This is a genomic window from Oerskovia jenensis (assembly GCF_016907235.1).
Lineage (GTDB): Bacteria > Actinomycetota > Actinomycetes > Actinomycetales > Cellulomonadaceae > Oerskovia > Oerskovia jenensis.
On the sequence record NZ_JAFBBO010000001.1, the window covers coordinates 3,299,219 to 3,314,460 of the forward strand.

General features: G+C 74.6%; 15 protein-coding genes. 8 read left to right on the forward strand and 7 right to left on the reverse strand.

From position 1 onward, the window contains the following. Position 1: 1 nt before the first annotated feature. The 6 genes from JOD49_RS14830 to JOD49_RS14855 are packed head-to-tail and all read left to right on the forward strand — an operon-like array spanning position 2 to position 5,854. Positions 2-259, forward strand: coding sequence for an MbtH family protein (locus JOD49_RS14830; RefSeq protein ID WP_205307847.1), 258 nt, complete (start codon positions 2-4; stop codon positions 257-259). Continuing rightward, positions 256-1,686, forward strand: a complete 1,431-nt coding sequence (locus tag JOD49_RS14835; protein ID WP_205307848.1) for an MFS transporter — start codon at positions 256-258, stop codon at positions 1,684-1,686. Before JOD49_RS14830 ends, JOD49_RS14835 begins: the two co-directional genes overlap by 4 nt. Continuing rightward, positions 1,683-2,606, forward strand: a complete 924-nt coding sequence (locus tag JOD49_RS14840) for a siderophore-interacting protein (RefSeq protein WP_205307849.1) — start codon at positions 1,683-1,685, stop codon at positions 2,604-2,606. The genes JOD49_RS14835 and JOD49_RS14840 overlap by 4 nt, the downstream gene beginning before the upstream one ends. After that, a complete protein-coding gene (locus JOD49_RS14845; protein ID WP_205307850.1) occupies positions 2,599-3,591 on the forward strand; it encodes a thioesterase II family protein in 993 nt (330 codons plus the stop codon). Before JOD49_RS14840 ends, JOD49_RS14845 begins: the two co-directional genes overlap by 8 nt. Further along, entirely contained in the window at positions 3,588-4,634 is a 1,047-nt protein-coding gene (locus tag JOD49_RS14850; protein ID WP_205307851.1) for a FecCD family ABC transporter permease, read from the forward strand. The genes JOD49_RS14845 and JOD49_RS14850 overlap by 4 nt, the downstream gene beginning before the upstream one ends. Then, positions 4,631-5,854: a FecCD family ABC transporter permease gene (locus JOD49_RS14855; protein WP_205307852.1), complete on the forward strand. Its 1,224-nt coding sequence runs from the start codon at positions 4,631-4,633 to the stop codon at positions 5,852-5,854. The genes JOD49_RS14850 and JOD49_RS14855 overlap by 4 nt, the downstream gene beginning before the upstream one ends. Positions 5,855-5,921: 67 nt before the next feature. On the opposite strand, the gene JOD49_RS14860 is transcribed toward JOD49_RS14855, so the two are convergent. From JOD49_RS14860 to JOD49_RS14885, 6 genes are all read right to left on the reverse strand, one after another. Next, on the reverse strand, positions 5,922-6,746 hold the full coding sequence (locus JOD49_RS14860) for a 4'-phosphopantetheinyl transferase family protein (protein WP_205307853.1): 825 nt from the start codon (positions 6,744-6,746) through the stop codon (positions 5,922-5,924). A gap of 29 nt (positions 6,747-6,775) precedes the next feature. Beyond that, on the reverse strand, positions 6,776-8,383 hold the full coding sequence (locus JOD49_RS14865) for an outer membrane protein assembly factor BamB family protein (RefSeq protein WP_205307854.1): 1,608 nt from the start codon (positions 8,381-8,383) through the stop codon (positions 6,776-6,778). Positions 8,384-8,454: 71 nt separating this feature from the next. Next, a complete protein-coding gene (locus tag JOD49_RS14870) occupies positions 8,455-8,745 on the reverse strand; it encodes a WXG100 family type VII secretion target (RefSeq protein WP_205307855.1) in 291 nt (96 codons plus the stop codon). A 196-nt stretch (positions 8,746-8,941) separates the two neighbouring features. Then, positions 8,942-9,679, reverse strand: coding sequence for an HD domain-containing protein (locus tag JOD49_RS14875; protein WP_205307856.1), 738 nt, complete (start codon positions 9,677-9,679; stop codon positions 8,942-8,944). A 62-nt stretch (positions 9,680-9,741) separates the two neighbouring features. Continuing rightward, positions 9,742-11,253 carry a sensor histidine kinase gene (locus JOD49_RS14880; protein ID WP_307822567.1) on the reverse strand — a complete coding sequence of 504 codons (1,512 nt, stop codon included), beginning with the start codon at positions 11,251-11,253 and terminating at the stop codon, positions 9,742-9,744. Positions 11,254-11,489: 236 nt separating this feature from the next. Continuing rightward, a complete protein-coding gene (locus JOD49_RS14885) occupies positions 11,490-12,239 on the reverse strand; it encodes a response regulator transcription factor (protein WP_205307857.1) in 750 nt (249 codons plus the stop codon). Between the two features lie 154 nt (positions 12,240-12,393). On the opposite strand from JOD49_RS14885, the gene JOD49_RS14890 reads away from it, so the two are divergent. Further along, positions 12,394-13,593: a winged helix DNA-binding domain-containing protein gene (locus JOD49_RS14890; protein ID WP_205307858.1), complete on the forward strand. Its 1,200-nt coding sequence runs from the start codon at positions 12,394-12,396 to the stop codon at positions 13,591-13,593. Between the two features lie 82 nt (positions 13,594-13,675). Here the strand turns inward: JOD49_RS14890 and JOD49_RS14895 are convergent, their stop codons facing one another. Beyond that, positions 13,676-14,284: an NYN domain-containing protein gene (locus tag JOD49_RS14895; protein ID WP_205307859.1), complete on the reverse strand. Its 609-nt coding sequence runs from the start codon at positions 14,282-14,284 to the stop codon at positions 13,676-13,678. 140 nt (positions 14,285-14,424) lie between these two features. Between JOD49_RS14895 and JOD49_RS14900 the strand changes: the two genes are divergently transcribed. Then, a complete protein-coding gene (locus JOD49_RS14900) occupies positions 14,425-15,183 on the forward strand; it encodes a type 1 glutamine amidotransferase (protein ID WP_307822568.1) in 759 nt (252 codons plus the stop codon). Positions 15,184-15,242 lie beyond the last annotated feature (59 nt).

Below are 15,242 nucleotides of genomic sequence, written 5' to 3' on the forward strand. Positions count from 1 at the left end.
CATGAACCCCTTCGACGACTCCGAGGGCACCTTCCTGGTGCTCGTCAACGACGAGCGGCAGCACTCCCTGTGGCCCGAGTTCGCGGCGGTCCCGCCCGGGTGGGACGTCGTGCTGGGCGCCTCGACGCGCGCGGTCGCGCTCGCGTACGTCGACGCGCACTGGACGGACTTGCGCCCTGCGAGCCTGCGTCGCGTGCTCGACGCCTCCGCGCCCCGGTCCGGCGACCCGACGGCTGCGCCGACCACCACAGCGACGTGAGCGGCCCGGGACTTCTCTCCGCGCTCGCCCTGGACCTGACCCCGCTGCGCGCGAGCCGCAGCTTCCGCCTGCTCTTCGCCGGGCGGGTCGTGTCCCTGCTGGGGCTCGGCATGCTCGTCGTGGCGCTGCCCGTCCAGGTCTACGCCCTGACGGGCACGTCGCTGCACGTCGCGGGCGTCAGCACGACGCTCGGTGTCGCGGCGTTCGCGGGGACCCTCGTGGCGGGGGTCGTCGCGGACCGCACGGACCGGCGCCGCGTCATCCTGTGGTCGCGCTCGGCCGCGATCGCGGGCTTCGCCGCGCTGCTCGTGAACTCGCTCGCCGAGTCCCCGTCGGTGGCCGCGATCTACGTGATCGCGGCCTGGGACGGCCTCGCCGGCGGGTTCAGCGTGGTCGCGCTCGCGGCCGCGGTGCCCTCGCTCGTGCCGCGCGGCCAGCTTCCCGCGGTCGCGGCGCTCCAGGCGATCTCGCTCGACCTGGGAGCCGTGGTGTCCCCGCTCGTCGCGGGGATCGCGATCGCGCACGGTGGGACGAGCCTGGTGTTCGGGGCCGTGGTCGTCGCGAGCCTCGTGAGCCTGGGCTTCCTGGTCCGGCTCCCGCCGCTGCCGCCGGGCGGTGGTGAGGGGACAGGGGAGATCGTGCCCGACGACGCCGCCTCGCCCGGGCAGGCCGGCTCGGCCCTCGCGTCGCCGGGCTCGGGCGAGACCCCTGCGGCCGACGCGTCAGGTCGGCGTCCGCGCCCGTGGGACGACCTGGTCGAGGGGCTGCGCTTCGTCGCGACCGACCGCGTGATCGGCGGCATCGTCCTGCTGGGCTTCGTCCAGATCCTCTTCGCGTCCCCGCACGTGCTCCTCCCCGAGCTGGTCGACAAGCAGCTCGGGGCGGGACCCGAGGTCGTGGGCCTGCTCTTCAGCGCCCCGGCCGTCGGTGCGCTCGTCGCGACGCTCACGAGCGGGTGGACCGGGCGCGTGCGGCGCACGGGTCGCGTCCTGCTGATCGTGTTCGCGGCCTCGGGCGCCGGGGTCGCGATGCTCGGCCTGTCGCAGTCGGTCGTGCTCGCGGTCGTCGCCATGACCCTGGTCGGCGCGGGCGACGTCCTGGGCGAGATCCTGCGGTTCACGCTGCTCTACGAGCGCACGCCCGACCACCTGCGCGGCCGCGTGAGCGCGCTGTGGACCGCGCAGGGCACCGCGGGAGACGCGCTCGGCGGCCCGCTGCTGACCCTGATCGCCCGGGCGCTCGGCGCGGGCGGCGCGATCGCCGTGGGCGGGGCGCTCGCGGCCGTCGCGACGGGCCTGGTCGCGCTGCTGATCCCGGGGCTGCGCCGCGCGGTCACCGAGCCGGACCCGGTCGTCCCCGACCCCCACCGACCTTCCCCCCAGCCCGTCGACGCGAGCGTCGGCACCACCCGAGGAGAGAACGCATGACCAGCACCACGAGCAGGCTCGACACGACCGGACCGGCCACCCGGGCGCAGGCCCCCGCGGACTCGGTCGAGCAGGTCACCCTGCTGACCCACCCGCTCCGCACCCGCCTGCTGACGGTCTCGGCCGTCGAGCAGGTCGCGGCGCGCATGGTCCGGGTCCGCCTCACGGGCGAGGACCTCGCGGACTTCGTGACGGTGGCGCCCGAGGACCACGTCAAGATCTTCCTGCCGACCGAGGTGGGCGGGACCCCGGAGATGCCGCAGGTGGTCGACGACCGCTGGGTCGGCGGCCGCCACCTCACGAGCCGCGACTACACGGTGCGGTCCTTCGACCGTGAGGCACGCACGCTCGACATCGACCTCGTGGTGCACGAGCACGGGGTCGCGGGTCGGTGGGCGGGACGCGCGCAGGTCGGCGACCTGGTCGGTGTCCTGGGACCGCGCGGCTCGTTCCTGGTGAACGACGTGTTCGACTGGTACGTCTTCGCGGTCGACGAGACGGCCCTGCCCGCAGCGGCCCGGTGGCTCGAGACGCTGCGCGCCGACGTGCCCGTCACGGTCTTCGTGGAGGTCCAGGACGAGGGCGACGTGCTGCCGCTCGCGTCGTCGGCGAGCGTCGACGTCACGTGGCTCTTCCGTGAGGACCGCGCACCGGGCACGACCTCGCTGCTCGCCGACGCGGTGCGCGGCACCGAGCTGCCGCCCGGCAACGGGTTCGTGTGGGTCGCGGGGGAGTCGCTCTCGATCAAGCCGCTGCGCCGCTACCTCAAGAACGAGCTGGGGCTGGGGCGCGACAACTTCGACGTCGACGGGTACTGGCGCAAGGGCGTCTCGGACCACGACCACCACGGCGACGACACCGACGAGACCGAGGCCGTGCCCGACGCCGCGTCCGAGGCCGACGGTGCCCCTCGTGACTGACGCGGAGGGTGTCGTGCCCCGCCACGACCACCCGGCGCTGCGTGTCCTGTCCTCGCCCCCGGGGGCGACGTGGCGCGTCGTGGTGTGCCCGCACGCGGGTGGGGCCGCGAGCTACTACCGGCGGCTCGTCCTCGCCCGCGACCGGGCGGTCGGCGGGCACCCCAGGAGCCCGAGGGGGTCGTCAGCGCCGTTCGCCTCGGTCCCCGAGGTCGTGGCCGTGCAGTACCCGGGCCGTGAGACACGGTTCGTCGAGCCGCCCGTGCAGAGCATGGCCGACCTCCTCGCGGACGTCGCTGGCCCTGTGCGCTCGCTCCTTGCCGACGACGTCCCCACGGTCCTGCTCGGGCACAGCCTCGGGGCGTCGGTCGCGGTCCGCGTCGCGGCCGGCCTCGGTCCGGGGGAGGGCCCGGACCTGCTCGTGGTCTCGGGGCGCGCGGCGCGTGCCGACCGCCCACGGTCCGGTGGCCGGGACGGGGACGGGAGCGACGTCGTCGGGCCGGGGAGGCTCACCGCGCGGGACGACTCCGCGCTGCGGGCGTGGATCACCGCGCTGGGCGGCACGCCGCCCGAGCTGCTCGCCGACGCGGAGTTCTTCGCGCTGCACGCGCGCGTCCTGCGCGCGGACCTCGCGGTCCACGACTCGCTCGCGACCGGGGCGGGGGAGCCCGTGGGGATCACGGTGCCGCTCCTGCTGCTCGCCGGGTCCGACGACGTCGCGTCCCCTCCGGAGGCGGTCGCGCCGTGGGTGGAGCACGCCCGGGCAGGGGTCCGACGGCGGGTCGTCCAGGGCGGGCACTTCTTCGTGGGCGACCGTGCGCCCGAGGTGGTCGAGGCGCTGCGCGTCGCACTGACCGCCGTCACGGCGGGCACCTACGCCGACCGGGTCGCGCGCCCGGCCGCCGAGGAACGGTGGGTGCGGTCGCGCGAGATCGTCGCCGCGGACCTGCGGCGGCTCGCGGGCGCAGCGGCGGGAGCCGGGTCATGAGCGGCACGGCCGCCTCCGCGGTCGCGGCCCGGACGGGACGCCGACCCGGCAGCCGGTCGTCCCCCCTCGTGGGTGCCGCGCTCGCCCTCGCGCTGCTGGCCGCGGTCGCCGCGAGCATCGCGTTCGGTTCGCAGCCCGTGCCCTTGCCCGACGTGCTCGCGGTCCTGCGCGAACCGGGCGTGAGCGAGGCCTCGGCCGTCGTGTGGGACATGCGTGTACCCCGCACGATCCTGGGGCTGCTCGTCGGGATCGCGCTGGGCGTGGCCGGCGCGCTCACGCAGGCGCACACCCGCAACCCGCTGGCCGACCCCGGCCTGCTCGGGGTGACGTCGGGCGCGGCGTGCGCCGTGGTGCTGGCGATCCACGTGCTGGGGGTCACGAGCCCGTCGGGGGCCGTGGGCTTCGCGCTCGTCGGCGCGCTGTGCGCCGGGGGGATCGTCGTGGTGCTCTCGCAGCGCATCCGTGTGCTCGCGCCGGGCGTCACGCTCGTCCTCACGGGGTCGGTCGTCACGGCCCTGCTCGCATCGATCACGTCGGGGGTCCTGCTGCTCGACCGTACGACGATGGACGTCTTCCGGTTCTGGAGCATCGGGTCGCTCGTGGGCCGCGGACCCGAGGTCATCTGGACCGTCGCGCCGTTCCTCCTGCTCGGGCTGCTGCTCGCGGTCGTCAACGCGCCGACCCTCGGGGCGCTCGAGATGGGGGACCAGCTCGGCGTCGCGCTCGGCCGGCACGTCGTGCGAGACCGGGCGGTGGGGTTGCTGGCCGTCACGCTGCTCGCCGCCGCAGCGACGGCCGCGTGCGGGTCGATCGCGTTCGTGGGTCTCGCGGCCGCGCACGCGGCGACCCGGCTCGGGCTCGGGGGGCCCGCGTGGCGGGTCCCGGTCGCCGGGCTGTGCGGGGCGGTCCTGGTCCTGGGCGCCGACGTGGTCGGTCGCCTCGCGCCCGCGACCTCGGAGATCCAGGTCGGCATCGTCATCGCGCTCGTCGGCGCACCCCTGTTCGTCGTCCTCGCCCGTGGCTACCTGGGAGATCGATCGTGACCACCATCCTGCCGGGGAACGCGCCCGGGACCGGGCGCCCACCGTCCTCGCGGGCCGCGCAGGGGCGCGGGGCGCAGACCGACGAGGTGCCGGAGCTGCACCGGGGTGCCCCGCGGCCCGGGCCGGACGGCTCGTCGGGCCGATCAGGCGGTTCGGAGCGGCGGGGCCCGCTGAGGCACGTGCTCCGACGCGTGCTGCGTCCCCTGCTCCGCCACCCGGGCAGTCGTCGGCAGGTGCTGGTCGGGGTGGGGCTCGTGTGCCTGGTCCTCGTGCTGCTCGTCGCGTCGGTCATGGTCGGCGAGTACGTGCTGCCCGCCCGGGACGTGGTGCGGACCCTGCTCGGTGCCGGGGACCCGGCCGACCGGTTCGTGATCCTGGGCCTGCGCGCGCCGCGGGCCGCGACCGCGATCGTCGTGGGCTTCGCCCTGGGCGCGGCCGGTGCGATCACGCAGTCGGTGGCCCGCAACCCGCTCGCGAGCCCCGACATCCTGGGGGTCACGGCCGGTGCGACCGCAGCCGCCGTCGGGGCGATCGTGCTGGCGGGCACCGGGGCCCTGAGCGGCTTCCTGGTCACGGCCGGCCTGCCGGTCGTCGCCGTCCTGGGCGGCCTCGTCGCGACCGCTCTCGTGTGCCTGCTCGCGTGGCGCGGCGGGATCGAGGGGTACCGCCTGGTGCTCGTCGGTCTCGGGGTCAACGCCGGGGCCTCGGCGATCACGTCGTGGATGCTGGTGCGCGCCGAGCTGCCCGACCTCAACGCGGCCCTCATCTGGATGACCGGGAGCCTCAACCGTGCGAGCTTCGAGATCGTGGGACCCGTCGCGGCGGTCGTCGCGGTCACGGTCGCGGTCAGTGCGCTCTCGGCCCGGTGGCTCGCGATCCTGCGCTTCGACTCGCGCGTGATCGTCGGGCTGGGCGTCCGGCGCTCGGCGGCTCAGCTGCTCCAGATCGCGCTGGCCGTGGTCCTGGCGGCCGCCGCGACCGCGGCGGCCGGGCCCGTCCCGTTCGTCGCGTTCGTCGCACCGCAGATCGCGTGGCGGGCGCTCGCGACGCAGGGGCCCCCACCGCTCGGCGCGGGGCTCGTGGGAGCGTGCGTGGTGCTCGCCGCCGACCTCGGGGCGCGTTCGCTGCCCGTGGACCTGCCGGTCGGTGTGGTGACCTCGGCGATCGGTGCGCCGTTCCTGCTGTGGCTGCTCCTGCGCGAGAGCAAGGAGGTCCGCTGAGCGTCGGGCGCACGGGCAGGTCGAGCCGGGGCCGCGCGTCGTGGTGCGCGCGGTCGACGCCTGGCGGTCACGGGACGGTGAGGCCGTGCCGGGCGAGCAGCGCGATCCCGTCGGCGAGCGTGACGACTCCGAGCGTGACGGGGCGGCGGGGTGAGCAGAGCGCGACGGCGGCGAGGTAGGTGTCGTGCCGGCCCGCCGAGGGCGCCGCCGGGAGCTCGAGGTCCCGGACCACGAGCCGGTCGGGAGCAGGGAGGAACCCTCCGCTGTGCACGACTCCGGCCGGCCGGTCCGCACGGGACAGGAGGAGGTCGTCGCGCGGTGCGAGGAGCCCCGTGCCGACCGCCTTGAGGACGGCCTCGCGACGGACCCACGACCGCGTGAACGACTCGGCGCCCCACCCGTCGACCGGACTCTCACCCGCCGGGACCGCGTCGAGGAGGTCGGCGAGATGGGCGCGCGCAGGGGCTGCGGACTCGACGTCCACGCCGACGTCCACCCCCGCCCCGACGTCCGACCCGGTGTCGGGAACCGTCGCAGCAGCGGCCCCGGGCAGGGACGGACCCACCGGATCGACGACGGCGACGAGCACCCAGGAGCCCGCGTGCGCGATCGAGAACGACGGCCCCGTCTCGACGAACGGTCGGCCGGGTGCCGCGCCGTCCCGGGCGCCGAGCCGGATGTCGACGTCCTCGGGAGCCTGGTGGAGTCGCTCCCCGAGGACGGCCCGGGTCAGGAGCCGTCCCGTGACGAACCGGTCGTGATCCACGGGCTGTCGGAACCTCGACGCCTTGGCCGCCTCGTCGGCCGACAACCAGGCCTCCGGGCCCGACAGCCAGGGGGTCGGCGGCGCGCACCAGACCGTGACGCTCGCGGTCAGGGGGGACGTCGGCACACCTGTCACCCTAGGTCGTCGGGGCGGCGTCACCCCACCCTGCCCACCGAGTCCTGGGTGAGCCGGAGCAGCGCACCGCGGTAGCCGATCAGCCCCTCGTTCGCGGTGCTCTCGCCGGTCCACAGCACGTCACCCGTCGCCAGGTCGTATCCAGTGCTCCGGGAAGCCCCGTCGGCGCCGAAGGTGAGGACGATCACCTGGGAGCCGTCGGTCGCCGCACCGGACGGGTAGACCGAGTCCTCTCCGGGCACGGTCCACAGCCTGCGGCCCGTGGTCGGGTCGAGAGCGGTCACGCCGTTCGCGCCGTCGCCGACGACGATGACGGCGGCCGTGTGCACGAACAACGCGTTCGCGGACGTCGAGACGTCCCAGAGCTCCTCGCCCTCGGGCGTGAACGCCGCGAGGCCGCTCAGGGTGTCGACGAAGACCGTGCTCTCGCCCGTCCCGTCCGTGGCGGACGGGCGGAGGATCTGACCGGTGACCTCCCACGACGGTGCGCCCGTGCGGTCGAGCACGATCGTGCGCGTGGTCGTCTGGTCGAACCTGGCCGCGGTCGTCGCCGTCAAGGGCTCGACCTGGTCGTCCGGGGCGGCCGGGTCGTCCAGGCGGTCACCGCCCGCATCGAACGACGCGCTGACGCCGCAACCGTCGACCTGGACGACGTGGCCCGCCGTCCAGGCGGTCACCTGGTCGAGCATCAGCACGGGCTCGGTCCCGTCGGGGCGCCCTTGGCACTCCCAGGCCTCGTCCGGTGCGACGAACGGCACCCGGTTCTCCCAGAGCACGTCTCCCGAGAGCGCGTCCTCCAGGGTCACGACGACGCCGCGTCCGCCGGGCACGTCGACGAAGGTCGGGGAGCCGTCCTCGCTCCAGATCTCGCGCCGGCCGACCGGCGGACCGACGGGTCCGTCGCGACGGACCGTCACGACCGTGCTGCCGGGCCCGACGGCGTAGCCCGACGTCTCGTCGACCGCGCCGAGGTCCCTGCGCCCCGTGGTCCGCCCGTCCGGGTCCAGGGCCGTGACCGTCATGGCCTCCGGGGTGCCTGACAGGCACAGGAGGGGGCCGTCGTCCACGGCGAACGGCTGCCAGAAGCTGTTCCGACCACAGATCGCCTGGGGGCCGACCCTCGCCTCCCACACGTCCTGCCCGGTCAGGACGTCGACAGCGGTGACGGTCTCGTCGGTGCCGGAGCCGTCGCGGGCGAGGAGCAGCCCGCCCCAGGGCGTCCAGACCTGGTCTGTCAGGTCGCTCGACCAGATCTCGTGCGGCGGTCCCGTGAAGGGCAGCACCCCGCCCTCGCTCGCGACGAGACGCGTCGCGGTGCGTCGCTCCTCGATCTCCCCGCCGATCGCGAGCCCGCCGGCCACGAGGGCCAGGACACCGGCACCAGCGGCCACAGGCCACCAGCGCTTCCTGCCCGACGGCGCGCCCCCAGACCCAGGGGCCGCGGCCTCCGGGTCGTCGTGGGAGCCGTCAGCACCAGATCCGCCGCCCGCGGCGGCGGCCGACTCGTCGGACCCGGCAGCCTCCGCAGGCCCGGCCCGGTCTGCTGGCACCGGGCGGTCGTCGTCCAGGTCCTCGACGACCTCGAACGACACCGTGCGACTGGCGGCGGACTGGCGGCGGCGCGGCATGGAGCGGAGCCTAGCGGCCCGGGCGGCACACCACGAGCGCCGCCGCGGCCCGCCGCGAAGGGAGGAGCCCGTCAGCGCAGGAACAACCTCGACGCCTGCGCCTCGGCGTCCGCGTACGTCTGGGCGGCGGAGCCCAGCGCGGTCGTGATCGAGTCGAGCGCGGTCTCGACGTGCACCTGCGCGCCCTGCCACTCGGCCAGGACGCCCGCGAACGCGGTGGCCGCGCCGCCCTGCCAGCTCGCCTGGAGGTCCTGGAGGTTGCGCATCATGGCCCCGACCTCGGCGCGGATGGCCGCCACCGATCCTCCGACCGCTGCGCTCGCCTGGGCCACCCGTGCGCTGTCGACCTCGTACCTGCTCATGTCGTCCTGCCTCTCACCGTGCCTGCGGGGCACCGGTCGGCGTCCCGCCCCGGGGCGCGGTGCGCGACCGGGTGAGCAGGACGCTAGAGGCGAGCGGCGCCGTCGGGCAGGGGAGGCACCGTGCCCTGTGGGCGCGGCCTCAGGACACGGGCCTGTGCACGGGTCGCCCCCTCGGCGTGCCAGGTCCGAGGCGAGCTCAGGACGGCGAGGGCGCGACCAGCGCGGGAGGGGCCGACGCCTCGAGCTTCTTCTGCTCCTTGCGCAGGCGCTGCAGCTCGGCGTCCAGGTTCTGCCGCGCGGGCTCCTCCCACGCGGCACCGAGCGGGCTCGAGAACAGCGAACGACGCTCGAGCAGCCTGGTGATGATCGCGGTGCGCGCCCGCAGGTAGTCGGCGAGCGGGATGTGCGCGTACTCGTCGCGCACGTCCTTGAGGTACTCCTTGTACCGCTGGGGCTCGGCCGCGAGCATCGCGAGGTCCGCGTCGCACAGCACGGCGCAGTCGAAGTCCGCGGGGTCCGGCGCGTGGCGCACGAGGGCGTTGACGAGGAACTCGACGCGGCGGCACGCCTTCTCGGGGACGCCCAGGCCCGAGAGCTGCTCGAACGCGAGCGCCGCGCTCGCGCTCGTGTCCTCGCCCCCCTTGTTGGCGTACGCGGCCTTGCGGGCCGCGTCGAAGATCGCGCCGTGGTACCAGGCCGCGAGGCGGACCACGTCGGCGTCGTGCGTCTCCTCCGCGAGCTCGTCGACACGTCCGAGGACGTCGGCGAGGTGACGCAGGTTGTGGAAGTGGCGGTCGGGCTGGCTCCAGCGCTCGAGGAGCCCTTCGCCGACGGCGACGATCTCCTCGGTGGGGGCGCTCGCCCCGGCGCCCTTGCAGCTACGGGTCCAGGAGGTGAGCAACCACTGCGGTGCGTCAGAGGTGGTGACGCCCATGAGATCAGCCTTCTTCGATGCGGGAACAGGATGCGTCGTCGAGCGCGGATGCTCCTTCGAGCCTACGTCCGATCCGCCGACGACCCGCCATCGTAGCCCTGAGTCGGGAGTTCCACATGAACCGTGAGGCCACCGCCCTGCGTGGGGGCCACGGAGATGTGCCCGTGGTGCGCCCCGACGATGGCCGCGACGATCGCCATGCCCAGCCCAGAGCCGCCCGAGGCGCGGTTGCGCGACGAGTCCGCGCGGTAGAACCGCTCGAACACGTGAGCCGCCTGCTCGGGGGTGATGCCCGGTCCGTGGTCGCGCACCTCGAGGACCGCGACGGGGGGCCCGTCGCCGTCCTGGACCTGCGTCCCGAGCGCGATCTCCACGGGGGTACCGGCCGGGGTGTGCTGCGCGACGTTGCCGATCAGGTTGGCGAGCACCTGGCGCAGCCGGTCCTCGTCGCCGATCACGGTGAGGTCCTGGGGCGTGTCCCCGGACGCCCCGCCCAGCCCCACGAGCCGCACCTCGCGCGTCGGGTCGAGGGCGTGCAGGTCACCGGCGGAGTCGCGGGCGAGGGCCGCGAGGTTCACGGGGTCGCGACGGATGGGCCTGCCCTCGTCGAGGCGCGCGAGCGCGAGGAGGTCGTTGACGAGCGTGCCCATGCGGGCCGCGGAGTCCTCGATGCGGCGCATCGTGTCGTCCATCTGCTCGGGGGTCGTCAGGGCGCCCATGCGGTAGAGCTCGCCGTAGCCGCGCACGGTCGCGAGGGGGGTCCTCAGCTCGTGGCTGGCGTCCGAGACGAAGCGTCGCATGCGTGCCTCGGAGGCCTCGGACGCCGCGAACGCGCGTTCGATGTGGTTGAGCATGATGTTGAGCGACTCCGCGAGCGAGCCGACCTCGGTCGTCGGCGGGGCCGGGCGGATTCGCCGTGTCAGGTCGCCTCCCGCGATGTCGGCCGCGGCGACCTCGATCTCGCGCAGCGGCCGGAGGGCACGCTGGACGGCGACGAACGAGATGGCCCCGCCGATCAGCGCGATCCCCAGCCCGCTGATCCCGAGGGTCAGGCCGAGGATCCGGGCCGTCTCGTGGATCTTGGAGAGGGGGAGCGCCGCGAACGCGGTCCCGGCGTCGCCGTCGTTGATGAGGAGCGGCATGACCCGCCAGTCCGACGGGTCGATCGGCACGAACGGCGTGGTCGCGACCCCGACCGTGAACGGCTCGCCACCCATCCGGCGGACCTCGTCGACCGACAGCGCGGGGATGTCGGGGATGCCGAACCGCAGCGCGGTCTCGGGGAGGACGCGCTGCGTCATGCCGCCCTCGTCGAACCGGTAGACGACGTAGTAGTCGCTGGGGAGCGAGTCGCCGCCCGACATGCTCTGCTGCTGCTGCAGCGGCTCGCTCGCGATCGACGCCGCCTCGCGCTCGAGCTGGGAGTCGACCTGGCCCACGAGGTACCTCGACACCACGGTCATGGTCGTGACGGCCGCGATGCCCAGCCCCGTGGCGAGCAGCAGCGTGATGATCGCGACGAGCCGGGTGCGCAGCGGGATCCGCGCGAACCAGCTCCAGCTCTCCGTGGGCACGGTCTTGCCGTAGGGGCGGGTCTCGTGGCCCGCTCGGGACTGCGGGGCGGGAGTGGGTCCCGTGCCCGACGGCGGAGCCTGCGTCCCAGGACGCGCCGCACCCGGGGCGCGGGGACCCGCGGAGGGGCGTGACGGCGTCGGGCGGGAAGCGGGAGGCGGCGGGACGGGGGGCAGGTCGTCCGGAGCCGACGAGCCCGGGGGGCCGGCCGGACCACCGGGCGACGACGAGGGCGTGCTCATGACCGGCGGGTGCTCCCGGACTCCGGAGGGGTGCGCAGCAGGTACCCCACACCGCGCTTGGTGTGGATGAGGGGCTGGACGGGCTCCTCGGTGCCGTCCGGACCGACGACCGTGAGGTTGTCGATCTTGCGTCGCAGGTACGAGATGTAGGACTCGACGATGTTCGCGTCGCCGCCCCAGTCGTACTGCCACACGTGGTCGAGGATCTGCGACTTCGACAGGACGCGGCCCGCGTTGAGCATGAGGTAGCGCAAGAGCTTGAACTCGGTGGGCGACAGGTCCACGACCTGACCCGCGCGGCGCACCTCGTGCGAGTCCTCGTCGAGCTCGAGGTCCGCGAAGCGCAGGACCGCGGAGTCGTCGGGCTCGGCGTGGGTGCGCCGAAGCACCGCGCGGATCCGGGCCACGACCTCCTCGAGGCTGAACGGCTTGGTCACGTAGTCGTCGCCGCCGACCGTGAGGCCCGTGACCTTGTCCTGCGTGTCGTCGCGCGCCGTGAGGAACAGCACGGGCGTGTGGTGCCCTGTCGCGCGCATGCGGCGGGTCACGGTGAAGCCGTCCATGTCGGGCAGCATGACGTCGAGGACCACGAGGTCCGGTTCGACGTCGCGCACGAGCTTGAGCGCGCTCGTGCCGTCCGCGGCCGCGTAGACCTCGAAACCGGCGAAGCGCAGGGACGTGGACAGCAGCTCGCGGATGTTGGGCTCGTCGTCGACCACGACGAGCCGCGCCTCGGGTTCGCTCATGGTTCCAGTGTGCGACCGAACCCTGGGAGTCGCCTGGGCGGCAGCGGTGGAGCCGTGCGCACCCGGGGTGCGGGGGGGCTCGTACCGGGACGTGGCGCGGGTCCGGACGTCCCGGGTTCTGGCAGGTCGTGGGTCGAGGAGGAAGGATGCAGGGATGCGCATCAGTGACGACCACCGCAGAGCGCGACTCGTCGCGCACCAGCTCGACCTCGGGCCCACGGGCCCGCACCCCGTGACCTCGGTCGAGGGCGTCGTCGACCGGCTCGTGGCCCTCCACGCGACCGACGCCCCGAGCGTCTACCTCTCGGTGCTCGCGCGGGTTCCCGGCCTGCGCGTCGAGGACGTGCGGGCCGCGATGTACGAGCGGCGCTCCCTGGTCCGTGTCCTCGCGATGCGCCGCACCCTGTTCGTCGTGCCGCGCGACCTGGTGCCGGTCGTGCACGCGGGGGCGAGCGCCGCCGTCGGGCGCCGGCTGCGTGCCCGTCTCCTCAAGGAGCTCGCGACGATCCCCACGGACCCGCCCGTCGAGGACGCAGAGGGCTTCCTCGCCGGTGCCGAGGCGCAGGTCCACGACGCCCTCGCGGAGCACGGGCCCCTCACGGGCGCACAGCTCTCCGCACGGGCCCCCGCGCTGCGGACCGCTTTCCTGCCGACCACGACCAGGTCGTGGGACGTGCGGCGCTCGCTGACGTCCCCGCTGCTGTCGCTGCTGTCGGCCGAGGGGCGGATCGTCCGGGGCGAGCCGACCGGGGGGTGGTCGTCCAACCGGTTCCTGTGGCGCCCCGTCGAGGACTGGCTGCCGGGAGGCATCCCCGAGCTCGACGAGGCCGCGGCCCGGGTGCGGCTCGCGTCCGCGTGGCTCGGTTCCTTCGGCCCCGCGACCGTCGCGGACCTCCAGTGGTGGACCGGGTGGAACCTGGGGCAGACGCGGGCGGCGCTCTCCGCGCTCGACGTGCGCGAGGTCGAGCTCGAGGGGGTCGGCGCCGGTGTCGCGCTGCGATCCACCGACCTGGCCCCGGCGCCCGACGCCGCTGCCGGGCACGTGGCCCTGCTGCCCTCGCTCGACCCCACCGCCATGGGCTGGAAGCACAGGGACTGGTACCTCGGGCCACACCGCGAACAGCTCTTCGACACGGCGGGGAACATCGGGGCCACCGTCTGGTGGGAGGGCCGCATCGTCGGGGCGTGGGCCGTGCGGCCGGACGGGTCCCCCGCGGTGCGGCTGCTCGAGGACATCGGGACGGACGGGGCCGCGGCCGTCGACGCCGAGGCGGCCCGGCTCACCGGTCTGCTCGACGGGGGCGGCGTGACGGCGTCGTTCCCCACGCCGCTGTACCGCGAGCTGCGGGGCTGACCGCACCCGGGCGTCCCGCGGACGCGAGGAGGGCGGGACCGCGCACGCGGCGCGGTCCCGCCCTCCCGGGGTCCGAGGGGACTCAGAGGTAGCGCAGCGGGTCGAAGTCCTCGAGCGGGATGATCCGGACACGCGGCAGGACGGTCTGGAACGCGCCCACGTTGTCCTCGAGGTCGTAGAAGCTCAGGCCCCGCGACGCCAGCTCGGTGAAGCGCGAGTTGACGAACTCACGGAAGCACAGCAGCCCGACACGGCGGTCGCCGTCCTCGAGCAGCTCCGCGACCTGCGGGATGAAGTCGCCGTCGTGGCTCGCGAGGAGCACGTCGCCCGGGCGGTCCTTGAGTGCTTCGAGGGTGCGCTGGATACCGATGTCCACGACCTTCTCGGAGCTGGACCCGGCCAGCGGGATGGGGCGGTATCCCATCGCGAGCAACGCCTGGACGAACGCCATGGGCATCTGGCCCGACGAGGCGTTGAGGAAGAACAGGGGGGTGACGTCCTGGGCCCACAGGGTGGCCGCGAAGTCGACGATGCGGTCCCAGCGGGGGCGCTCCTCGGGGTTCGGCCGGTGTCCCAGGACGCTCATCCCGAGCGTCGCGTCGATGTTCTCCCCGTCGACGATCACATAGGTGCGGCGCCTGGCCTCACCCTGGGTGCTGACGAGGCCGTTCGACGTGCTGGAGTCCGACATGGGGTCCAGCCTATCCGCCGCTGTGGGGCGGGTCGGTCGCCCGCGCCTGCGTCGGGCCGACGCGGGCGCCCTGACACAGATCCCGCCGAGGCGTGAGCACGGTTTGCATGTGAACCCCAGGTTACGAGTACCTTTCAGCGGTGAACCTCCAGCTTCTCGACCCGGTCCGGATCACGGTCGTCCAGAACTCCCCGGACGTCACCCTGGACGCCTTCGCGGACCGGCTCGGGCCCGACGTCCGTCTGGTGCGCCCCTTCGAGGGAGACGCCCTGCCGGACGTGACCGACGTGGGTGACGGCCTCGTGGTGCTCGGCGGTCGGATGTCCGCCTACGCCGACGACGTCGCGCCGTGGCTCCCCGCGCTGCGAGACCTCCTGGGCGCAGCGGTTCGCTCCGCGGTGCCGACGCTCGGCGTGTGCCTCGGGGCCCAGCTCCTCGCGGTCGCGGGCGGCGGGCACGTGCAGGTCGCGGCCCCTCCCGGGCGCGAGGTCGGCCTGACCCGCGTGTTCTGGAGGTCGGGCGCGGAGGCCGACCCGGTTCTCGGCCCGTTGGCGCGGGCCGCGGCGGGGACGGGCAAGCGTGCCCGCTCGCTCACGCTCAGCATGCACGCCGACGCGATCATCGACCTGCCCGAGGACGCGACCTGGCTCGGCATGTCCGACATGTACCCGTACCAGGCGTTCCGGCTCGGCTCGGCGCTGGGTGTCCAGTTCCATCCGGAGGCGACGCTCGACACGATCCGCCGCTGGTCCGAGGGGCACCCGGACGTCGACACCGAGAACGTCCTCGCCGAAGCGGAGCCGTTCGAGGGTGAGGTCCTGGAGACGGGGCGTCTCCTCGCGGAGTCGTTCCTCGCCGTCGTGCACGACGACGTCGCGTGCCGGGGCGTGCGGGCGTAGGTCCTGCGGCGGGGCGGCCCTGCCTTCCCCGCCGCGCACCGGCTGCGTGTCCGGCGATC

Coding starts and splice junctions, on each gene's coding strand:
- JOD49_RS14885 (WP_205307857.1), bottom strand. CDS start 12,239: ATGAGCGAACCCGAGGCGCGGCTCGTCGTGGTCGACGACGAGCCCAAC.
- JOD49_RS14890 (WP_205307858.1), top strand. CDS start 12,394: ATGCGCATCAGTGACGACCACCGCAGAGCGCGACTCGTCGCGCACCAG.
- JOD49_RS14895 (WP_205307859.1), bottom strand. CDS start 14,284: ATGTCGGACTCCAGCACGTCGAACGGCCTCGTCAGCACCCAGGGTGAG.
- JOD49_RS14875 (WP_205307856.1), bottom strand. CDS start 9,679: ATGGGCGTCACCACCTCTGACGCACCGCAGTGGTTGCTCACCTCCTGG.
- JOD49_RS14840 (WP_205307849.1), top strand. CDS start 1,683: ATGACCAGCACCACGAGCAGGCTCGACACGACCGGACCGGCCACCCGG.
- JOD49_RS14850 (WP_205307851.1), top strand. CDS start 3,588: ATGAGCGGCACGGCCGCCTCCGCGGTCGCGGCCCGGACGGGACGCCGA.
- JOD49_RS14865 (WP_205307854.1), bottom strand. CDS start 8,383: ATGCCGCGCCGCCGCCAGTCCGCCGCCAGTCGCACGGTGTCGTTCGAG.
- JOD49_RS14870 (WP_205307855.1), bottom strand. CDS start 8,745: ATGAGCAGGTACGAGGTCGACAGCGCACGGGTGGCCCAGGCGAGCGCA.
- JOD49_RS14830 (WP_205307847.1), top strand. CDS start 2: ATGAACCCCTTCGACGACTCCGAGGGCACCTTCCTGGTGCTCGTCAAC.